General features: G+C 61.6%; 19 protein-coding genes. 1 reads left to right on the forward strand and 18 read right to left on the reverse strand.

Features of this window, described 5'->3' with window-relative positions:
• Window positions 1-9: 9 nt before the first annotated feature.
• From ACQ66M_RS14925 to groES, 12 genes are all read right to left on the reverse strand, one after another.
• The gene (locus tag ACQ66M_RS14925; protein ID WP_430404827.1) at window positions 10-282 is read right to left on the reverse strand and encodes a hypothetical protein; all 273 of its coding nucleotides are present in this window, start codon (window positions 280-282) and stop codon (window positions 10-12) included.
• Complete coding sequence (locus tag ACQ66M_RS14930) at window positions 279-1,013, reverse strand: hypothetical protein (RefSeq protein ID WP_430404829.1); 735 nt, start codon at window positions 1,011-1,013, stop codon at window positions 279-281. The genes ACQ66M_RS14925 and ACQ66M_RS14930 overlap by 4 nt, the downstream gene beginning before the upstream one ends.
• A gap of 53 nt (window positions 1,014-1,066) precedes the next feature.
• Window positions 1,067-1,849 (reverse strand): hypothetical protein, encoded by a 783-nt coding sequence (locus ACQ66M_RS14935; protein ID WP_430404831.1) that lies wholly within the window; start codon window positions 1,847-1,849, stop codon window positions 1,067-1,069.
• Window positions 1,846-2,607 carry a hypothetical protein gene (locus ACQ66M_RS14940; protein WP_430404833.1) on the reverse strand — a complete coding sequence of 254 codons (762 nt, stop codon included), beginning with the start codon at window positions 2,605-2,607 and terminating at the stop codon, window positions 1,846-1,848. The genes ACQ66M_RS14935 and ACQ66M_RS14940 overlap by 4 nt, the downstream gene beginning before the upstream one ends.
• Entirely contained in the window at window positions 2,604-3,392 is a 789-nt protein-coding gene (locus ACQ66M_RS14945; RefSeq protein WP_430404835.1) for a hypothetical protein, read from the reverse strand. Before ACQ66M_RS14945 ends, ACQ66M_RS14940 begins: the two co-directional genes overlap by 4 nt.
• Window positions 3,393-3,456: 64 nt before the next feature.
• Window positions 3,457-3,948 carry a hypothetical protein gene (locus ACQ66M_RS14950; RefSeq protein WP_430404837.1) on the reverse strand — a complete coding sequence of 164 codons (492 nt, stop codon included), beginning with the start codon at window positions 3,946-3,948 and terminating at the stop codon, window positions 3,457-3,459.
• A 135-nt stretch (window positions 3,949-4,083) separates the two neighbouring features.
• Complete coding sequence (locus ACQ66M_RS14955; protein WP_430404839.1) at window positions 4,084-4,857, reverse strand: hypothetical protein; 774 nt, start codon at window positions 4,855-4,857, stop codon at window positions 4,084-4,086.
• Complete coding sequence (locus ACQ66M_RS14960; RefSeq protein ID WP_430404841.1) at window positions 4,854-5,522, reverse strand: hypothetical protein; 669 nt, start codon at window positions 5,520-5,522, stop codon at window positions 4,854-4,856. Before ACQ66M_RS14960 ends, ACQ66M_RS14955 begins: the two co-directional genes overlap by 4 nt.
• A gap of 182 nt (window positions 5,523-5,704) precedes the next feature.
• The gene (locus tag ACQ66M_RS14965) at window positions 5,705-7,378 is read right to left on the reverse strand and encodes an alkaline phosphatase D family protein (RefSeq protein WP_350171794.1); all 1,674 of its coding nucleotides are present in this window, start codon (window positions 7,376-7,378) and stop codon (window positions 5,705-5,707) included.
• A 100-nt stretch (window positions 7,379-7,478) separates the two neighbouring features.
• Window positions 7,479-9,824, reverse strand: a complete 2,346-nt coding sequence (locus ACQ66M_RS14970; protein WP_430404843.1) for a TonB-dependent receptor domain-containing protein — start codon at window positions 9,822-9,824, stop codon at window positions 7,479-7,481.
• A 307-nt stretch (window positions 9,825-10,131) separates the two neighbouring features.
• Complete coding sequence (groL, locus tag ACQ66M_RS14975) at window positions 10,132-11,784, reverse strand: chaperonin GroEL (RefSeq protein ID WP_350171798.1); 1,653 nt, start codon at window positions 11,782-11,784, stop codon at window positions 10,132-10,134.
• 56 nt (window positions 11,785-11,840) lie between these two features.
• Window positions 11,841-12,131 carry a co-chaperone GroES gene (gene groES, locus ACQ66M_RS14980; RefSeq protein WP_350171800.1) on the reverse strand — a complete coding sequence of 97 codons (291 nt, stop codon included), beginning with the start codon at window positions 12,129-12,131 and terminating at the stop codon, window positions 11,841-11,843.
• 211 nt (window positions 12,132-12,342) lie between these two features.
• Here groES and ACQ66M_RS14985 point away from each other — a divergent pair, with 211 nt between their 5' ends.
• On the forward strand, window positions 12,343-13,521 hold the full coding sequence (locus ACQ66M_RS14985) for a DUF3137 domain-containing protein (protein ID WP_350171802.1): 1,179 nt from the start codon (window positions 12,343-12,345) through the stop codon (window positions 13,519-13,521).
• A gap of 370 nt (window positions 13,522-13,891) precedes the next feature.
• Here the strand turns inward: ACQ66M_RS14985 and ACQ66M_RS14990 are convergent, their stop codons facing one another.
• The 6 genes from ACQ66M_RS14990 to ACQ66M_RS15015 are packed head-to-tail and all read right to left on the reverse strand — an operon-like array spanning window position 13,892 to window position 20,092.
• Window positions 13,892-14,839 (reverse strand): RDD family protein, encoded by a 948-nt coding sequence (locus ACQ66M_RS14990; protein ID WP_430404845.1) that lies wholly within the window; start codon window positions 14,837-14,839, stop codon window positions 13,892-13,894.
• Window positions 14,836-15,837 (reverse strand): stage II sporulation protein M, encoded by a 1,002-nt coding sequence (locus ACQ66M_RS14995; RefSeq protein ID WP_350171806.1) that lies wholly within the window; start codon window positions 15,835-15,837, stop codon window positions 14,836-14,838. Before ACQ66M_RS14995 ends, ACQ66M_RS14990 begins: the two co-directional genes overlap by 4 nt.
• Window positions 15,834-17,147 carry a DUF58 domain-containing protein gene (locus ACQ66M_RS15000; RefSeq protein ID WP_350171808.1) on the reverse strand — a complete coding sequence of 438 codons (1,314 nt, stop codon included), beginning with the start codon at window positions 17,145-17,147 and terminating at the stop codon, window positions 15,834-15,836. Before ACQ66M_RS15000 ends, ACQ66M_RS14995 begins: the two co-directional genes overlap by 4 nt.
• A complete protein-coding gene (locus ACQ66M_RS15005; RefSeq protein WP_350171810.1) occupies window positions 17,144-18,100 on the reverse strand; it encodes an AAA family ATPase in 957 nt (318 codons plus the stop codon). The genes ACQ66M_RS15000 and ACQ66M_RS15005 overlap by 4 nt, the downstream gene beginning before the upstream one ends.
• The gene (locus ACQ66M_RS15010; protein ID WP_430404847.1) at window positions 18,087-19,310 is read right to left on the reverse strand and encodes a DUF4350 domain-containing protein; all 1,224 of its coding nucleotides are present in this window, start codon (window positions 19,308-19,310) and stop codon (window positions 18,087-18,089) included. The genes ACQ66M_RS15005 and ACQ66M_RS15010 overlap by 14 nt, the downstream gene beginning before the upstream one ends.
• Window positions 19,307-20,092 (reverse strand): DUF4129 domain-containing protein, encoded by a 786-nt coding sequence (locus tag ACQ66M_RS15015; RefSeq protein WP_430404849.1) that lies wholly within the window; start codon window positions 20,090-20,092, stop codon window positions 19,307-19,309. Before ACQ66M_RS15015 ends, ACQ66M_RS15010 begins: the two co-directional genes overlap by 4 nt.
• Window positions 20,093-20,181: the final 89 nt, after the last annotated feature.

Below are 20,181 nucleotides of genomic sequence, written 5' to 3' on the forward strand. Positions count from 1 at the left end.
CACAAAGAGTCAGCCTCCGATCTGGAAATTCATTCTCGTCCGGAACCGTCTCCTGGAGATGCGGCGCAGGATTATTCGCGGACCTTCTCGATTTCTTCGAGCACGGCGTGCCCGCGGACGATCTGTTCCGCGATGCCATAACTGAGCCCGATCCTGGCTTGCGGCGTTCCAGTTGTTGACCTGTAGACCGATGAACACGCCGAACACCACGATCAGCGTCTCCACCGCGACGGTGAACCAGTCCTGCTCGCGGATGGAGGTGGCGAGGCGCTGGAGGATCATGGCGCGGTTTCGCGTTTGCGCCGCGAGTGTGACGTGCCCAATTCCTTCGTCAGTTCAGCATCCAATTCCGTCAGGACGATGATGCGGTCTTCGTAGCGTTTGAGATATGAATTCAATCGCGCAATATTGTCGCTGTATTCGCTGAGGAAGCCTTTGTTCCCGCGAATTTTGCTGATGTCGCAGAGATATCGCCACACCATGCCTTCGCCGTCAGTGTTCGCAGCTGAGGGAAAGTAGTCTGTGTCGTCGGCATGCCCCACTTCGAGCTGGACGGCGTCCGGATGGCGGCTGTGAAGCCGGAAGAGTTCGCTGACCGCTTCGGCCCGCGCACCACGAGAGCGTTCCTTTACCACCGCATAGTCCCGAAGGGCCTCCTTCACGGACCGATTGGAAATCAAATCAAAGCGGCCGGATGCAATGAGCTCATCAAGGCTCGACAATTCTTCGGTGGGCGATGGCAGCCAGTGTGAGACGACCAGGGCCCAGCACTCATCACTGGTCAGTGGCCGTGATGGTGCCAGCGAGAACATAACGGGATGAGCGTTTTTGAGTATCTCAAGGCGAGGGCGTTGTGCCGCCAGCTCTCCTTTCTGCATATCCAGAAGTGAGCGGGCTTCCTCCTGAAGGCGCAAAAGCATGACATGCTCGCTGTTTCGCTCAATCCGCTCCTGGTTCCAGTTATTGACCTGCAGACCGATAAGCACGCCGAACACCACGATCAGGGTTTCCACCGCGACGGTGAACCAGTCCTGCTTGCGAAACGCTGTGGCGATACGGCGAAGGATCATGGGTTTCTGCCTGCGATGGTGCGGAGACTTTTTAGCGTCTCCGCATTGACGGTTTCAAGATCGGTGATTGCGGTTTCCAGGTCGGCGAAGCGAATTTGCAGCGCTTCCACAAGTCCGGCGTCCGAGCGCAACAGCGTGACGGCAGCGGCGATGGCATCCGGCGCAAGCCGAAGCTCGCACGGATAGGCCAGTGAGCCGGTGATTGCGTCATAGTCGCCGGTCGGCGCGAACCGGTCGCCGCACTTTTCAAGCAGGGCCTGTTGGACATCGGCTGGCACACGCCGCCGGAACAGCGTCCTAATGGGTGCCTCACGCCCTTCGTCGGCAATCACATCGATCAGCGTCGTCGTGTAGATCGAGATGGCCGTCGCCCGAAGCTCATCACTGGCGATCAGGCTGATGTCGCCGGTCGAAATCAGCTCGTCAAAAGTCGCGCGGTTCCGGTCCATGTATTTGTACTGGGTCGCGCGATAGGCATCGACCAGGAATTGCTCGTCATTGAGCGGCCCCGTGCCGGACAGCGCGTCGATCGCAGCCTTCGCTCCGGCGCGGGCGTCCCGATTGTAGGCGATCAGGTATTCATAGGCCCAGGCTTCATAGCGCAGGTCCTGCGTCAGGCGCTCGCTGAACACGGCCGCGCGCTGGCGCTTTTCACGATTGTCGTTCCAGTTGGAGGCCTGCAGGCCGATGAACACACCCGTCACCACAATGACGAAATCGAGGCCCACCGCGAACCAGTTCTGGTCCTTCACGTGCTGGGTCAAGCGGCGCAGGATCATCGACGTTGCTCCAGTTCCGCGTCAATGACGGCGATCGCGCGCCTTGCGGCTTCATTCTGTTCGGCGAGGTCTGAAGGCGTGGAATACATCAGCCCGGCCCACTCTGTGAGAAGGAGCTCAATGTCGGGATTACCGGCAATTTTTGAGACTGTCTCCGCCGCCACCTCGTCACTTACCCCCTTTGGACAATCCAGCACATAGGTTTCGGCGCCGTCATTGAGGTCGTAGCAATTCGACCAGTAATGGGCCTGTGCATCGAAAGGGATCAGCTGGCGCACGCGGGAACGGTAGGCCGGCATCACCTGCGTGCTGGTTAGCGTCGCGTTCTGCGAGAGATACCCTTCCACCGCGTCGATGACATCGCGCGCGCGCGGAAAGCCCTGTCGGCGCATTTCGCTATAGGTCGACTGGTTGACGTCTATGGGTTGCCACTGCGAGGCATGGAAGAAGTCGACCAGGACGGGCCAGCAGTCTGCGCCACACTCGCCGTCGCTCGCCATGAAATCCAGCGAGCGCTTGCCCGCGCCCACCACCTGGCCGATGGCGTCGGCCTTCTGGTTCGTGACACGGATCGAGGTTTCAATTTCCTGCCGGAGCTCCTGAAGCAGTTCTGTCTCCTGCATCCTCAACGCCTGCGCCTCGTTCCAGTTGCCAAGCTGGATACCGAGAAACACGCCGAGCACGACGATCAGGGTTTCCACCGCGACGGTGAACCAGTCCTGCTTGCGGAAGGCGGTGGTGATGCGGCGGAGGATCATGGTTGCGCCTTCGTGCCGGAAAGAGCGGCTGTATAGGTGTCGAGCCTGTCGGCGACCTCTGAAACGTAGATCGAGTAGAGGTGCTGGGTGAGCGCCGCATTGCTGACCAGCGCGATGACTTCGGTGTTACCGCAGATGCGGTTCGGCGTGGTCATCTCGTACTGGTCCAGCCCGGCGATGACGTCAGTTCCGGGGCGGACTTCCAGGTCGCTCTCGGTCATCAGGCGCAGGCCCGCCGCTGTGTAAGCGGCCTTCTCGGTCTCCTGCTTGACGCGGACATAGCGCTGCCACTGGTTGTCCATGAACGCCATCTGGTCTGCCATTTCGCGGACACTGTCGCGGATTTCGGGCGACCCGATCAGCGAAAGCCGCCCTGTCTCCAGCGCCTCATTTGCCGATGACAGCGAAAATCGGGGCGGCGGAAAGTCCCCAATACCCAGAATCAGTGCCTTCGTCTCATCAGCCATGGTAAGACAGGTTTCGCTTTCACCCAGCCGGACAGCGAGACGCTTCGCGTCAGTCAGGATCAATTCGTTCAGTGCAAGATATGCGGCGATATCGGCGCGCGTTTCCTCTGCCTCAATGCGCAGCCGCGACGACAGGTCCGCTGCATCACTGCCTGCGACTCGCGCCGCATTCCAGTTATTGACCTGCAGACCCATGAACACGCCAAACACCACGATCAGCGTCTCCACCGCGACGGTGAACCAGTCCTGCTTACGGAAGGCGGTGGCGATACGGCGGAGGATCATGGCGCGTTCTGATAAATCTGGGGTGCGGGGCATGTCAGGGGCGCCGCGACAGCAAGGCCGCCGGCGATCTTTGCTGTGGGGGCGCCTTGTTCGATATTCATGACTGCATTTCCAGAAGGGGCGCGGTCGGCCCTGAGGCGATCAGCTGGTCGACCATATCCCGGAAATCGAGTGGGAAATGGTGTCGCCTGGCTGTCCAGAAGGCCTGATAGTATTTCGAAGCCAGATGGTCGCGGAAATGGTTCTGCGTATGAAGCCAGAAATCTGCCTCGAACACATTCTTTCCGGCCTGGTAATGCATCACCTGATAACCGCGCGTGACCATTGTGTAGAATACGTTGAGCCGCGTTCTTTCTGCCGGTTCGAAAGTGTCCGGCGTATAGTCCAACCCGCGCAGGAAGAGATCCACCATTCCGGCCTCGTTGAGGATATTCATGTGATCCCGGAAAATGTCATAGTAACCGACGGCGGTCGCGATGCGCTGCTGGGCGGCGGAGTGGCGGACCTGCAGCCCGACAAAGATCAGGGATGCAATCACCGCGACCGACGAGATTATCCCGGCCAAGAAATAGATTTGTTCAAGTAGCATGACCGCTCCCAGTTACTCTCCAGACATTCCAACTATTCACCTGCAAACCGATCAACACGCCGACCACGATGACAAAATCCAGCGCGACGGCGAACCAGTTCTGGTCTTGGACATGCTTGCTCAGCCGTCGGAGGATCATTGGGCATCCCCGCGCTGCAGGGCGATCTGCGCCGTCAACGCGGCCTGGAGATCTCTGGCGTTTTGCGTGTGGTCGGTGACGATGAGGCCCGCCACCTTCAGCGACGATATCCAGTATCGCAATTCCTCGTGGAGCGCTTCACTTGATTGCAGCCGGTCAATGACAACCTGGATTTCAGGCTGTTGCGCTGGTGACGGACAAGCTTTCAGCGTCTGCATGGAACCATCTGTCTGGTAACAGTCTGACCAGATATAAAGCTGCATGCGGGCAGGGATGACGCCGCGTACATGTTCCCGATAGCGGGGGCGCTCACGCAGGCTTTCAATTCCGGAATAGGTGTAATACTGGGCAAGTTCGCTGCGCAGTTTCGCATCGCGGACAAGGCCGAGTTCGCCGGCGCTCTTCAGTTCCTCGAATGTCGAATTGGAAGGCTCGAACTCTGCGACCTGGCTTGCCTGAAAATAGGCCAGCAGCGAGTCCCAGGCGCCGAGCGATGTTCCGCCAGCATCGGCTTCATCAAGAACCGTCAGCCCATAGTCAGAAACCTGCTGCCAGAATTGAACCCGGTTGTCGTATGTCGAAATGTCCTCGGAGAGGTCGGCCGAAATACGTTCAAGATACTGCAGGGAGCGCGCCTGGTCAGACCGCGCTGCGTTCCAGTTCGACACCTGGATACCGATGAACACGCCGACGACAACAATGACGAAGTCGAGCGCAACGGCGAACCAGTTCTGCTCTTTTACATGCTTGGTCAGACGGCGCAGGATCATTGCGTGGCATCCTGCTCTGAGGGCGCGGCTTCAATTGGTGGTTCGATGGGATGCAGTCTCATGCTGTCGAGATAGGTGGCGAGGAAGGTGTCATCGACTCCGTCGACAATGGGGCTGGCCACTTCCATCATCGGTGTGCCTTCCCAGCCTGAGGCCTGCAGCGACCACCAGTTCTTGGCAAAACGGCTGCCGAAATAGTAGGGGGCCGTGTTGAGCACGTGCTGACGCGCCTCTTCCCGGCTCGCCAGTCCCGCCACCTCCATCTGGAAGCGATGGTCCCATTGCAGCATCAGCGCGACCAGAATGCCGTCCATTGTGCGCATTTCCGGCTCGGTCAGGTCTTCCGGGTGCCGAATTGACTTGATCCAGACGTCGGAAATTTCCGGCTTGGCGATATAGAGTTCGATCTCGGCGAGGAAGTCGTTCTTCTGCTGCTCCATGGCCGCACGGGACAGGGCCGCATTCTGGCGCACTTCCACGATCAGGATGATCAGGCCAAGCAGCACGCCGATATTGGCACCAAGCGCCAGCCACTGGCTCAGCCGTTCGGTGCGGCTGCGCGCAGGCGGCGCTTCCACCGGCGCAGGCGCGATCACCGGTTCAGGCGTACTTGCCCTGGCAGCGCCCGGAAGCCGGACGCGCGACAGGAATGCGGGCAGCTTCATGCCGCCACGCCACGCGCTGTGAATCGAAATCGTCCCACTCTCGTTCCCCCACGAAACATCTGTCGGGGCTTTTATGGAACGATTTTTTCCAAATGTCTCGCACTCTCGCCCCGGATCGGACCGTCTGCAACCGAAACTGCAATGCTCTCAGCGCATCGCAGCTTCAACTGGGCCCAACAGGGCTACATGAAACGCAAGGTTTTACCGTCCTTCACCACGGTCTCTGTCCGGATCACCTCGGTCCGGTAGTCTGGCAGCAGCACGGTATCGACCGCCACATAGGCCACATCGGCCTGGGCCTGCGTCAGCACCACGCGGACATATCCCTGGTGCATATTGTCGGTCCAGCGCACCTCGTCCAGCGCCTGTTCGAACACACGGTCCAGCGCCTCGGCTGTCTCGGCGTCCCATCCGGTATCGACGAAATCGCCGGGCGACGTCACGCCGGCCGTGCCCAGTTCCAGGCCCATCGGGCGGCCTTCGTCGTCGAACAGCTGGTTTGCCCAGAAACTGTGACTGTCGCCGGTCAGGAATAACAGGTCCTCGGCACCGGCCGCGCGGCTCAGCGCGTAGAAGGATTCGCGTGCCGCCGGATAGCCGTCCCAAGTGTCTGTATAGAAAGGCAGGTTCCACTGCGCCTTCCAGAACAGGTTCGTGCCTTCGCCCGGGGCCTCGCCCTTCGGGGCCTTGGCAGGATCAATCCCGTAGGCCGCCACGTCCGGCACCAGCATCCGCGCAATCGGGCTCGGATTGCCGATCAGGCGCCAGGGCTGGCCAGCCGCTACTGAGGCCGACAGGCTATCGGACAGTGCCGATTCCATCCGCTCGGAGAGCATGCGGCGGTTCGGGTCGCCGATCACGTCGCGCATGAATGCGTCGCGTGTCTCCAGCGACGTGATCGCGCCGGAATGGGCGGCATAGTCAACCTGCTCGCCCCGGCCTGAGTGGCGGGTTTCCAGTGTCACCAGCGTGGCCAGGTTCCCGAAGGAATAGGTCCGCCAGAATTCCGCGCGGCTGAAGCCCGGCTCCGGCTCGCGGATCGGCATCCATTCATAATAGGCCCGCAGCGACGCGGCCCGCCGTTCGTCCCAGTCGCCCTCAGTCTCCGGCTGGTGGTTCTGGGCGCCATCCATCCACGGATTGTTCGTGCTTTCATGGTCGTCCCAGCTCGCGATGAAGGGATGCGCGCCGTGCATCGCGCGTGATCCGGCATCGGTCTTGTACTGGGCATGGCGCGTGCGATAGTCAGCCAGCGTCACGATCTCGTTGGCGGGGGCATGCACCCGGCCAAGGCCCGCGCCTTCCTCATGACCCCATTCATCGGCGCCGTATTCATAGATGTAATCACCCGTATGCAGAACAAAATCGACGTCTGCATCCTTGGCGATGGCGTCATAGGCATTGAAATGGCCGAACGGATAATTCGAACAGGAAATCAGGGCAATGCCCAGACGGTCCAGCGCGCCAACGGGCAGGGTGCGTGTCCGCCCCGTGGGCGACACTCCGCCATTGGTGATGAACCGGTAGAAATACTGCGCGCCGGGCTCCAGCCCTTCGGGGATCACTTTCACCGTATGGTCGGCCTCGGCGCTGGCGACCGCTTCGCCGCGCTGCACCATGTTGCTGAACGCCGCGTCGCGCGCCAGCTCCCAGGTTACGGCCCGCTCGGTCAGGTCTGTTGTCACCCGCGTCCACAACACCACGCTTGTCGTGCGTGGATCGCCGCTGGCGACGCCGTGGGCGAAGACGGGCGAGAGGGCGGGGGGAGCAACGGCCTCGGTCTGCGGCGCGGCGCACGCGGCCAGGGTGCCGCCCGTGATCAGGGCCAGGGTCTGTCGGCGGTCAAGTGTCGGCATGTCGGCCTCCTCGGCAGGCCACACAATGCGGCCACGGATTGCAATTGAAAACGAAAAAGGCGGACCCTTCGCGGGCCCGCCTGTTCCGGATGGGGTCTGTCTAGAAGTCAGCCGTCGCGGTGAACATGACTGTGCGCGGCGCCGAGATCCAGGCGCCATTGCCCGAGATGCCAGCCAGCCAGTCATTGTCGAACAAATTGTTCACGTTCAGGCGGAACTCGACGTTCGACAGGTCGTCCGACAGGGCAGAGCCCGAGACACCGGCATAGAAGTCGGCATCGTAATAGCTCTCGGCGGTCCAGGTATTCGACAGGTTCACGAACCGGTCATCCACCCATTTCGTCGACAGGCCCGCAAAGAAGTTGCCATCGGTATAGTCGGCACTGAACACGAGCATGTTCTCGGCAATGCCCGGAACCTGGTTGCCGGCAAAGATGCCTGCCGCTGCGTCGAGGACCGTATCGCCCGTGCCGAGGATGGTCGCGTCATTGTATGTGTACGATCCGAAGAACGACCAGTTATCCGTGGCATTGAACTCACCCGCCACTTCAAGGCCGCTGGACTCGATACCGCCGCCATTGATGAAGCCGCCATTTGACGATTCCAGATAGTCGATACCGTCGACCGATTCCGTTGGCGCCGGGAACAGGCGGTTCTCGAAGGTCGAGTCGAAGTAGACAACCGACCCGCGCAGGCGGTCGCTGACATAACGCACACCGATTTCAGCGTTTTCGGCTGTTTCAGGATCCGGCAGGCCGGTAACCCCGCTGCTGCCCACGACTTCCAGCACCGTGTCCGGGATGGCCTTGAAATTCTCGGCATAGCCGGCGAACATTTCAACGCCCGGTATGGCGCCTGGGGTCCAGGCGGCACCGCCAGAGAACAGCACATCGGAATCACTCGACACCTTGAAGTTCAGCGCCGGGTCATCCGGCGTAAACAGGTCGACACGTTCGATCTCGTTGCTGAACTGCTTGATGCCAAGACGGAAAGTGAAGTCGGACACTTCCACCACGTCTTCAATATACCACTTGAACGTGGTCTGCGGGAATTCGCGGCTATATTGGACCCAGTAGGCCGTCGCATCATAGTCAGGGCCGATGCGCGTATCGTTGAGCTGGTGCCAGTCGCGATATTCGTAGCGGGTCGTGTCTTCATACCACAGGCCGCCGCGCACCGTGTTCTCGATGCCGCTGCCGATCTGCGTGGTCCAGTCGAGGTCGGCATAGGCGCCCGTGCGTTCTTTCTGGTAGTGCGTGTGGCGGTAGGACTGAAGCGCAACCGAACCGGCAGGGAAGCAGGCCGGGTCATATTCAGGGCCAGCGCCGCCATACGGATAGGTGATCGACGAAACACAGCCCGGCGTCGGCTCCAGCGGCGTGCCTGCCTGGTCAACAAACGTCACCAGCGGAACGGTCGATGCGCCGAACTGGCCGACATTGACCACGTATTGCGGCACCCAGTCGCCTCGGCCGTCATTGTCGTGGCGGTAGATGCCTGCTTCCAGGTTCACGCCCTCGAACAATTCCTTTTCGCCCTTTACATAGAACAGCGAGTTTTCGCGCAGCGTGCCCCAGGCCTGGCGGTATAGCTGGTCGATATAGGGGATGCCTGTCCATTCGCCCGTCAGCTGGTCCGAATTGGGATTGGCGGCAAAGTCAGCCGGAGAGAACAGGCGCTGGTAGTTGTTTTCGAGCGTATCATCAATCGACAGATAGCTCGTCCAGTCGATGCCGAACTGCTCGGTCTGCAGCTTGGCGGCGAAATGATCGCGCGTATTGTCCGCCGTGCCGGTAACATGGTCGGTGGCAGACTGGGTCGATAGGGACACCCAGAACTGGGTCTTGTTGTCGGCCAGTAAGCCGCTGTCATATCGGCCGTAGAAACGCTGCGCGTCAAAGTCTCCCAGCGAGGTCGACACGCGCACGCGGCGTTCGTCCAGCGGGTTCTGCGTGGTGAAGTTCAGCGTGCCGCCAAGCGCGTCATTCGAGCGCGAGGCAATGTCAGCCGTGCCCTGCGACACTTCGATGGCACCGGCATTCTGCGTGTCGATGAAGCGGTTGGCTTTCGCGCCGCCGCCATAGTTCGATCCACCGTTCGGCATGCCGTCAACCGTGATGCCGATCTGCTGTTCACCGAGATTGTTCTGGAACCCGCGAACGGCCACGCCGGTTGACCAGTCGTCAAAGCCGAATGCGTCACCTTCCTGAACCTGCACGCCGGGCAGGTTGTCGATTTGCGCGAGAATGCTCGTCACCGGCGACTGTTGCAGTGCCATCGACTCTGTCGACTCGCTCGACGCATAGGTCTGTTGCTGACCCAGCACGATCACAGTATCCAGCTGGCGCGTGTCCTGCGTGGTATCGGCGTCATCGGCGTGGGCAAAACCCATCACCAGGCTCAAGCTGACACCGGTCAGAAGACCGGTTTTCCATATCGTATTCATGGTTTTCCCTTACTTGAATACTGTTCACCCGCGCACATGCGGAAGGGTTTGCCTCAATACCGGATCAAGGCATCCATCCCCGGAACACTCCGTGTCCGGTATATTTCATGTGCTTGAAGAGATCAGCTAACCCGCATTGGTGACGCTTGGATGACAATTTGATTACGTCTTTTCGCAACTGCGAAATTTGTCGGAACTGTCTCAAACCTGACAAGTATTGGTCGCTCTTGCGGCAGGGCTGAAATGAAAAAACGGCCCCCCGTTTCCGGAGGGCCGCCTGTTCGTTTCGGTTGGCTTGAGGCCTGGACTAGAAGCCCATGTCGCCCATGCCACCCATACCGCCCATGCCACCCGGCATGCCGCCGCCGCCGCCCGAATCTTTCTTCGGTGCTTCGGAGATCGACGCTTCCGTCGTGATCAGCAGGGCTGCGACAGAGGCCGCGTTCTGCAGGGCAGAGCGGACAACTTTCACAGGGTCGATGACGCCCATGACGACCAGGTCGCCATATTCTTCAGTCTGGGCGTTGAAGCCGTAGGAGCGCGACTTGTTCGACAGGATGTTGTTGACAACAACCGAGCCTTCCACGCCTGCATTCTCGACGATCTGGCGGATCGGTGCTTCCAGCGCCTTGCGGACGATGTCGATACCGGCTTTTTCGTCGTCATTCAGGCCGACCACATCGATGTTCTTCGATGCGCGCAGCAGGGCCACGCCGCCACCGGGAACAATGCCTTCTTCAACGGCTGCGCGGGTTGCGTTCAGCGCATCGTCGACACGGTCCTTCTTCTCTTTCACTTCGACTTCGGTCGCACCGCCAACCTTGATCACGGCAACACCGCCAGCGAGTTTCGCCAGGCGTTCCTGCAGTTTCTCACGGTCATAGTCCGACGACGTGTCTTCGATCTGGTTACGGATCTGGGCAACACGTGCTTCGATGTCTTTCTTCTTGCCGCCGCCATCAACGATGGTCGTGTCGTCTTTCGTGATCGACACGCGCTTGGCTTTGCCGAGCATGTCCATCGAGACGTTTTCCAGCTTGATGCCGAGGTCTTCGGAGATGACCTGGCCGCCTGTCAGGACAGCGATGTCCTGCAGCATGGCCTTGCGGCGATCGCCGAAACCAGGGGCTTTCACGGCAGCGATCTTCAGGCCGCCGCGCAGCTTGTTCACGACCAGCGTGGCAAGGGCTTCACCGTCAACATCTTCGGCGATGATCAGGAGAGGCTTCTGCGACTGGACGACCGATTCGAGGATCGGCAGCATGGGCTGCAGGCTCGACAGCTTCGACTCGTGAAGCAGGATCAGTACGTCTTCCAGCTCGACATTCATCTTGTCGGCATTGGTGACGAAGTAGGGCGACAGGTAGCCGCGGTCGAACTGCATGCCTTCGACGACTTCCAGTTCGGTTTCCAGCGACTTGGCTTCTTCAACCGTGATGACGCCTTCATTGCCGACTTTCGCCATGGCTTCAGCGATCATCGCGCCGACTTCGGTGTCACCATTTGCCGAGATCGTGCCTACCTGGGCGATCTCTTCGTTGGTTTTCACCTTCTTGGAGCTGTGGGCGAGGTCGCGGACGACTTCGGCAGCGGCTTTCTCGATACCGCGCTTCAGGTCCATCGGGTTCATGCCGGCGGCAACGCGCTTCATGCCTTCGCGAACGATGGCCTGGGCGAGAACCGTGGCGGTCGTGGTGCCGTCACCGGCAACATCGTTCGCCTTGGAGGCCACTTCGCGCAGCATTTGTGCGCCCATGTTCTCCAGCTTGTCCTCAAGCTCGATTTCTTTTGCGACGGTGACGCCGTCCTTCGTGGAGCGCGGTGCGCCGAAGGATTTTTCGATCACCACGTTACGGCCTTTGGGGCCGAGCGTGACTTTCACTGCGTTTGCGAGAACGTCGACGCCCTTCAGCATCTTCTCGCGGGCTTCGGAGCCGAAAACAACGTGTTTGGCAGCCATATTGAGTTACCTCTTTGAATAGTTTGGGAATTCAGGAAATTGCGACGGGTGGGAGACTATTTCTCCAGCACACCCATGATGTCGCTCTCTTTCATGATGAGCAGCTCTTCGCCGTCGACGGTGACTTCCGTGCCGGACCATTTGCCGAACAGGACGCGGTCCTTGACTTTAACGTCGAGCGGAACGCGCTCATTGTCGTCGCCAATGGCGCCAGCGCCGACTGCAACGATAACGCCTTCCTGTGGTTTTTCCTTGGCGGTATCGGGAATGATGATCCCGCCCTTGGACTTTTCTTCTTCCTTGACGCGGCGCACGACAACACGGTCGTGGAGGGGACGAAGTTTCATATTGAGCCTCTCGCTTTTCTACGTAGGTTCTGGGGTTGAATCTGTGGCGTCAGACTCCGGGGAAGGGGGCGCTTTGGCACTCATTCCCTCAGACTGCTAACGCTGCAGCGCAGATAGGGGGCAGCGGGAGCAGCGTCAACAGGCAGACCGTGAATTTTTTGTTCACCAAATGCCTGTGAATGCTATGGTTTCAGGCAAATGGGGGCGCGCCATGGTTCGCATAGAGTATGACGCAGCAGGAAATGCGATAAAGGTTCCGAGTCTCGAGGCGATCGCCCTCAAGCGGCCGGAATTCTTCAGCGGACCGCGGATATGGGCCGAATCGCTGGCCCCGGCGCTGCAGGCCCGCGAGGCCGAACGCCGCGAGACCATCCGCAAGGTCTGGCGCAAAACCCTCGCCGCCGTGATGATCCCGGCCATCCTGCTCCTCGTGCTCGGCCTGATGAACCCCTTCATCTTCGGCGGCTGGATGCTGTTCCTGTTTTTCGGCGTGCCGCTCTCGGTCGTGCTGATCGCCGGCATGGACTGGCTGCGCGTCTACGCCATGAAGGCCGCCACCAAGCAACTCGTTCTCGGCGCGGCCTGCGAATGCTTCGGCTTCACCTATCAAACCCTCGCCCCCGATGTCTCGAAGGTCACCGACTATCGCAGCCTGCTCAAGGCGGCCCGCGCCTATCAGGCCCGGCATGGCCCACCGGGCGGCAAGACCGGGAAGCGCCGGCGCGGCGGCCAGACGCGCGTCACCACGCCCTTCGGCAGCGCCAGCTTCGGCTCCTCCCATGCCACCGGCCCGGAATGCCCCACACCCGCCTATGACCTGCTGGAGGATGCGAGCCTCCTGCCCGGCCATGATACCCGCCATTTCGAGGATCTGATAAGGGGCACCCGCGCCGGCGCGGCCTTCTCCCTCGTCGAGGCCAAGCTGGAAACCTCCGGCAAGAATGGCGGCACCGTATTCCAGGGCATGCTGTTCCATGTCCAGTATCCGGACCGCTTCCTCGGCCGCACGCTGATGGCCCGGTCGCGCTGGTGGAAGCGCGGCAAGGCGGCGAAAGACCTCCAGAAGGTCAGCCTCGTCTCCTCCGAACTCGACAAGGCCTTCACCGTCTATTCCACCGACCAGGTCGAGGCCCGCGCCCTGCTGACACCCGACCGGATGGAACGCCTCATCGCGCTGGAGCGCCACTTCTCCGGCGGAAAGCTGCGCGGCGTGTTCGAGGATGGCCACATGACCATCGCCCTTGAAGCCCCCAATCAGTTCGAAGCCGGCTCCATCTTCAAACCCCTTGTCGACGCAGAGCGTTTCTCGTCCGCCCTCGTCGAACTCGGCCTGGTCTGCGACATGATTGACGGCTTCCTCACCCGCGACTGGGTGAAGGATAAATTGTAGGAGAGACGCGCACCTCTCCCACCCTCGCAAACCTGCGCCAAGCCTGGCCCCATGTTTCCGTTCGACCAACAGGACATCGACCATGTCGCGCGAGAAGTCTGGCTGCGTAACGCGCGCCTGATCGGCATCGCGCTTCACATTCTCGGTCTCGATGAAATCCCGCTGCCGCGCGGACCGGCGGCAACGGTCCTGCGCGTTCTCAAACCTGCCAAAGCCATGGCCTGGCGGCTGCTCTACCTGAGGTCACCAGACATCACGCTCACCGTATCGCCTCTCAGGCCGTCACCTCCCCGCTGCCCACAAGCGCGGCCCGGGCCCTATCCTTCGACTTCGCTCTGGATGAGTACGCAGGAGATCAGGGAAGGGCGGTCTACCGCCCCACATCATATTTGTCGCTCTTTCGCTCACCCAGCAACATGCGCTGTTCGAGCCGTTTGCGCAGGGCCGCATAATACGCCTCCAGGAAGGCCAGCTCGGTTTCGCCCGGTCCCGGCACCCAGCCGATCTTCGCGCGGATCCGCTCTGCCACTTGCTGCTTGATCTCCGGTGTCGACTGACGCAGCACATCCTCCAGGACATGCAGTTCGTGAATGCCATAGGCGTCTGCCTGCTGCGGTGTGAAGGCAAAGCGGTTGCCCTGCTCGGTTGCCTTCACCGCCGTTACGATGTCGCTCATCAGCTGCGCCTTTGGGGCCTTGATCACCCACGTGCCCGCCAGCAGGTCACCCACCCGCATCTTGTCCTTGTTGAACACCGGGAAGAACAGGAACACGCCGGACCAGGCCAGCCCCATCAGCGCCATCCACGCCCCCACCTGATCGCTCCCCATGCTCATGATCAGGAACTGGAACGGCAGGCCCAGTTCCACTTCGCGCATGAAGTTGCGCGCCAGCACGGCGTCCGCCGTCAGCCGTCCGCCATCGCGCGACGCCACGCGCAGGCCCAGCGCCCGCTTGCCAGGCGTCGCCGCCTTCCGCCCGATCTCGAAGAAGATGTAATAGAAGTTGCGGACAAAGAAGTAGAACACCATCCAGAAGGCAAAGGCGAAATTCGCCCGATCCATGCCCATCGCGCCCATGAGGAAGGCAAGGCCCAGCAGCGTGCCGATCACAATGGCCCACTGGATCGCCACATCAATCATGAATGCGCCGCCCCGCTCGGCCACCGCGGCCAGCTTCAGCCGTATGGCCGCGCCTTCCGGCGTCACCAGCGTGCGCGTCATCTTGCCGACGCGTATCTGCTCGGCAAGGCGCGCCCGGCGCCGCTCGGCCGCTTCCATGCTGATGCCTGGACGAGCGGGGGCAGACGTGTTGGTCACAGCTCACGCTCCCGGCGCGGCAGGTAGAAATACCCGCCCCACAGCACCAGGCTGGACACCGCGATGGCATAGCGCACCGTATCGGAATTGATCATCTGGCGCCCGAAGCCTTCCAGCAAAGCCGCAATCACCAGCATCACCACACAGCCCATCGCCATCGTCGCGGCCTTCTTGCCGGAGGCCCGCGCCGACGCGAGCCGCGTCTTCTGGCCCGGAAACGCCACTGCCCCGCCAATCACGAATCCCGCCGCTCCGGCCAGCGTGATGGCGAATAGCTCGGTCACGCCGTGGATCATCAGCCAGCCGGTGAATTCATATCCGAGGCCCTTCTCCCAGAACACCGCATACAGCGACCCGATGGTCACGCCATTATACAGCAGCAGCCAGGCCGTCGGCACGCCGAAGGCAAAGCCCAGCGCAAAGGCGAACAGTGAAATCTGCGCATTATGATTGAACAGGAACCCGGAAAATGCGGCCAGCTCGCTCTGTCCGTGATCGTTCGGGTCAGTGTAGATGGTCGAGCGCAGATATTCCACCGTGGCATCCGGATTGCGTCCGTCGAACAGGCTTTCATTATGGAAGGTCCAGAACCAGTCCATGTCCTGCAGGCACAGGAAGAAGGCCAGGCCAATCCCGCCAAAGAAAAACAGGAAGGATAACAGGGTCGGCCACACCGCGCCGCGCACCGCCTGTGGCCAGCCCCGACGCAGGAAGTCCATGATCCGCTCGCCAAGCGAAGTCCGCGCGCCGTATACGAAGAAATAGGCCCGCGTGCACAGGCTCTCCAGATAGGTGATGACATTCTGGTCCAGCGAGATGGATCTCGCGACAGACAGCGAGCTTACCGCCTGCCGGTACAGCCGGGGCAGGGCGGTCATCTCCGCATCGCTCAGCCCGTTCACGCCGCCATTCTCGGCTCGCGTCAGGATCAGGTCCAGCTTGCGCCAGTCCGCCTCGCGCTCCTCCCGGAAGCGATACGATTTGAGCATATCGCTCATAGCATGTCCCTCTGCTTGATCTGCAGGTAGCGCGAGATCAGCGCCCCGCCAAAGGCCTCCGGCTTCGTCTCGATGATCTGCACGCCCATCCGCTGCAGCCGGCGCAGCACGACATCGCGCTCGGCCAGCATCCCGTCGGCAATCACGGCGCGCGTCACGTCCTCGGTCGTCTCCGGCGGCGCGTCGACCAGCGCCGACATGACCTCGTCCTCGAAGGTCGCAAACAGGATCAGGTGCCGGTCGGTCAGCCGCTTCACGTTCTCCAGCATCAGCTCGGCAGAAATCGTGTCGACGAAGTCGGAAAAGATGATGATCAGGCTGCGCCGTTCCAGCCGGTTGGCCAGCGTCGAAAGGGCCAGCGTGAAATTGGTCTCCTCGGTCGAATAGTCGAGGTTCGCCGCCATGCCCTGCGCCTTTGGAAAGCCGCGCGGCCCGCTCAGGAACCCGGTCGTCAGGCCGGGCCGCGAGTCAAAACCGTAGAACATGGTCCGGTCGCCATGGCGCAGCGAGACATAGGATAGCAACAGGCCCGCATTGATCGCCCGGTCGATCTTCGGCACGCCGCCCAGCGGCTCGCTCATCAGCCGCCCGGTATCGAAGGCAAACACGATATTGTGGTTGCGCTCGGTGCGGAATTCCTTGGCCAGCAATTGTCGGTGGCGCGCCGAATGTTTCCAGTCGATGGCCCGCCGGTCCATGCCGCTGGAAAATTCCCGCAGCGCATCGAACTCGCTGCCATCGCCCCGCTCGATCTGTGTCTTTATGCCGAAGGCCGCGTCGCGCGAAAACAGCCGGATCGCCTCGTCCTTCACCCAGCGGATGTTCGGCGTCACGGCAATGCCATGATCAAGCACTGCAATATGCCGTTTCTGCACCAGGCCCAGCGGTCCGGTCCACCGGCTCCACAGGCGCACAAGTTTCGCAAGGCCCCGCCGCTTCGGCGTCAGCGTGAATTCATGCGGCCGCTCGCGCCCGTCCCAGCCGCGCAGGCCCTTTGCCGGAATGTCTTCCAGTATCTCATTCGTTTCCAGCTGCACCTGGATGCGCCGCGGCAGCGGCCCGTCAGAAAAGCTCAGCACGACCGGCAGCGGATCGCTCCCCCCGACATACAGCAGCGCTGGCGGCCCAAGGTCCACCTTGAAGGCGCGCAGTGAGGCGCCAATCATCGCGTCCATCAGGATCAGCGCGCCGACGCCGACAATCCAGCCTGCCGACACGGTCCACAGGGCCGGTGCCATCAGCGCGATGGCCAGCATCAGCGGCACGCCGAGCAGCATCAGGAAGATCGCGCGGGGCGTTGGCGAAATCACCGTGGCGCCGCCGTCTGTTCGATGATCCCGGCCAGTGTCTCATCCGTCGTCTTGCCCTCGATCTCGGCGGCGGGCGACAGCAGGATCCGGTGGCGCAGCGCCGGCAGGGCCAGCGTCTTCACGTCATCCGGTATCACGAAGTCGCGCCCGTCAATCGCCGCCTTCGCCCGGGCCGCCGTGGCCAGCGCCGCCGCCGCCCGCGGGCTCGCGCCTGTCTCCAGAGCCGGGGTCTCCCGCGTCGCGCGGATCAGGTCCACGATATAGGAGATGATGTCATCCTTCAGTTTCGTCTGCGCCACGGCCTCGACCGCCGCGTCCAGTTCGTGTGCGCTGATCGCCGGAACGATGCCGAAGGAATCGGGCGTGTTCATGCCGGTGCGCGTGCCATGCTGGGATACGATGGCAAACTCTTCCTCGCGGCTCGGATAGTCCAGCGTATGCTTGAACAGGAACCGGTCCAGCTGCGCCTCGGGCAGGGGATAGGTGCCCTGTTGCTCGATCGGGTTCTGAGTCGCAATCACGGTGAAGCGCGGGTTCAGCCGATAGGTGTCGCCGTCAATCGTCACCTTGCGTTCCTGCATCGCTTCCAGCAGCGCGGCCTGCGTCTTCGGCGGTGTCCGGTTGATCTCGTCGGCCAGCAGCAGGTCGGTGAAGATCGGCCCCTTGGTCAGGCTGAATTCATTGGTCTGGAAGTTGAACAGATTGGTGCCAAGCACGTCGCCCGGCATCAGGTCGGGCGTGAACTGGATACGCCCGAACTCCAGCGAGATGGACTTGGCAAAGCATTGCGCCAGCAGCGTTTTCGCCGTTCCCGGCGGGCCTTCAAGCAGCACGTGCCCGGATGAAAACAGCGCCGTCAGCAGGATGTCCACGGTGGCGTCCTGACCGATCACAGCCTTGCGCACCTCGCCGCGGATCCTGTTGGCCAGGTCCTTGATGTCATTTACGTTCATGCGTGTTTCTCCTGAGAATGTCGCGTCGCCAGCGATACAGATCGCGGGCCCTGGTCATCAGCTCTTCGCGGTTTGCAGAGGGGCCGCGAAGGCCGCTTTCGATTTGTGAGAACGTCTTGCCCGATTGCTCCTCCGGCCCGAGCCGGTCGAACAGGGCAGACAATTGCGCCTCGGTCATGGTTTTCGGCGCGGCGATGTCGCGCGCAACGCGCCGCCGCACCATGGCCAGATAGCCGGGCGCCATGCGTGTCTCGCGCCGTGCCATCGTGAACAGGCCGGCTGAATTATCCACCAGCGCCTGCTTGCCCAGCGCGATCACACGCCCTTCGCGGGCGGTCGGTCCGAACCGCACCAGCGCGGCCCAGCCCAGCAGGAAGGCAGAAGCCAGCGCCGCCAGCGTCGCGCCGATGAAGGGAATGTCGAACACCATCTGCAACAGGTTGGCCGACCGGACAAAGCCGTGCAGCGTCGCATCAAATATGATCGGCTCGTAATCCTCATAGCGCAGCCAGTCCATCAGCTGCACCGCAAACCGGGCATTCTCGCGCTCGGCCAGCCCGAACGTGTTCAGCATGTCAGGGTCGGCCAGGACATAAATGTCCCGGTCATTGAACTTGCCCAACAGCATGCCGTCGCCCGCTTCGATAACCGGCACCAGCGTATCGGACCGGATCACCTGCATCTTCAGGTCCGGCTTCAGCGCCATGTCGCCGAACGGCGTTTCAGTGTGCGCCGGCACGTCGATTCGGCCGATCTCGCCCTCGATATCCAGTTGCCCAAGCAGGTCATTCAGATTGCGCGCCTGCATGAACCGGGTGTCACGCTGGCGTTTGGCATTGAACGGGTCCGTCTGACCGATCCATTTCGGCAGCACGATCAGGGTCGTCGGCTGTAGGCGGGTTTCTTCCAGCTTCTTGCTCATGCCCCGGGGCGAAACCGTGACCACCATCACGCCCCCGTCACGGCTGGCGAGGCGTTGCTCCAGCCGGGATATCTCGACCGGGTAACCCTGATCCTCCAGCAGCTGCACGATGCCATTATATCCCAGCGCCGATGTCGAAAACGGATGGTCGCCCGCCTGGTCACGGTCACGCAGTTCCGGTGCCCAGCCGGCCAGCACCATCACCGCGCCAAACGAGACGATGGCAATGACCAGCAGCACGGCGACTGTCCGGGTCGTGAAGGGAGAGTTTGTCTGTGTGTCGCTCATGCCCAGGCCTCCCCGAACGCGAATTGCTCATAGGAGTCGCGTGCCGTTTTCCATCCGGCCGCGTCCACGTCCCGCCCGCCGAAGAAACTGTGCTCGACAATCGCGATGATCGGACCCAGCGCGCGCCGGGCCCGCTCGGGCAGGTTGCGCAGGCCGCCAATCTCCCGCGCGGTCAGCGAGCGCGGGACGCCGCCTTCCAGCCGCTGCTGGATGTCGTCGATCGAGCGGAACAGCAAAAGGTGGACAGCCTCGGCAAACTTGCCCTCCCGCGCCAGCGCGTCGGCCTCCTCCAGCAGCGAGCGCGCCGCATGCGCATCCGGACGCAGGTCCACCAGCACGTCATCCGCGTCGTCGACCTTTCCCTTGCCGGACTTGCCGAAACGCACCCGGATCGCCTCGCCAAACAGGAAGTAGAGCACGCCAGCCGCGGCAACCACGATGGCTGCCCAGAAGATGACCTGGAACAGCGGCCCAAGCCTGCCGAGAAATTCAAAGATCGCCGTCAGCCAGTCCGGCGGTGGCCTGGGCGGGTCGACCTCTCTTTCCGGCGCGTCATATTCCGGACGCGTCAGCTGCAGGTCTGCTTTTCTCAGATAGGCTTCATGGGCGGCATCCACCGCAACGAGGTCCGTCTCCGGGCCATAGCGCTCCTGCGAATCGTCGAATGATTCCTCGTCATCAAAGGCATCGTCAGGCGTTCGCGCGATGGCTTCATCGGAATGGATTTGCGCAAGGGCCGGCTGTGCAACCGACGCAAGCGCGAGCGCGAGCAGAGCCCCCATCCAAACCGGCAAGCGCAAAACCTGTCCCTCCTGCTGCAGGCGCCCCATAGCCCGCAGTGTGATGCGACTATTCCAGAGGTTGCGCGCCG

The sequence above is a fragment of the Hyphomonas sp. genome (genome assembly GCF_965284475.1).
Classification (GTDB): Bacteria; Pseudomonadota; Alphaproteobacteria; order Caulobacterales; family Hyphomonadaceae; genus Hyphomonas.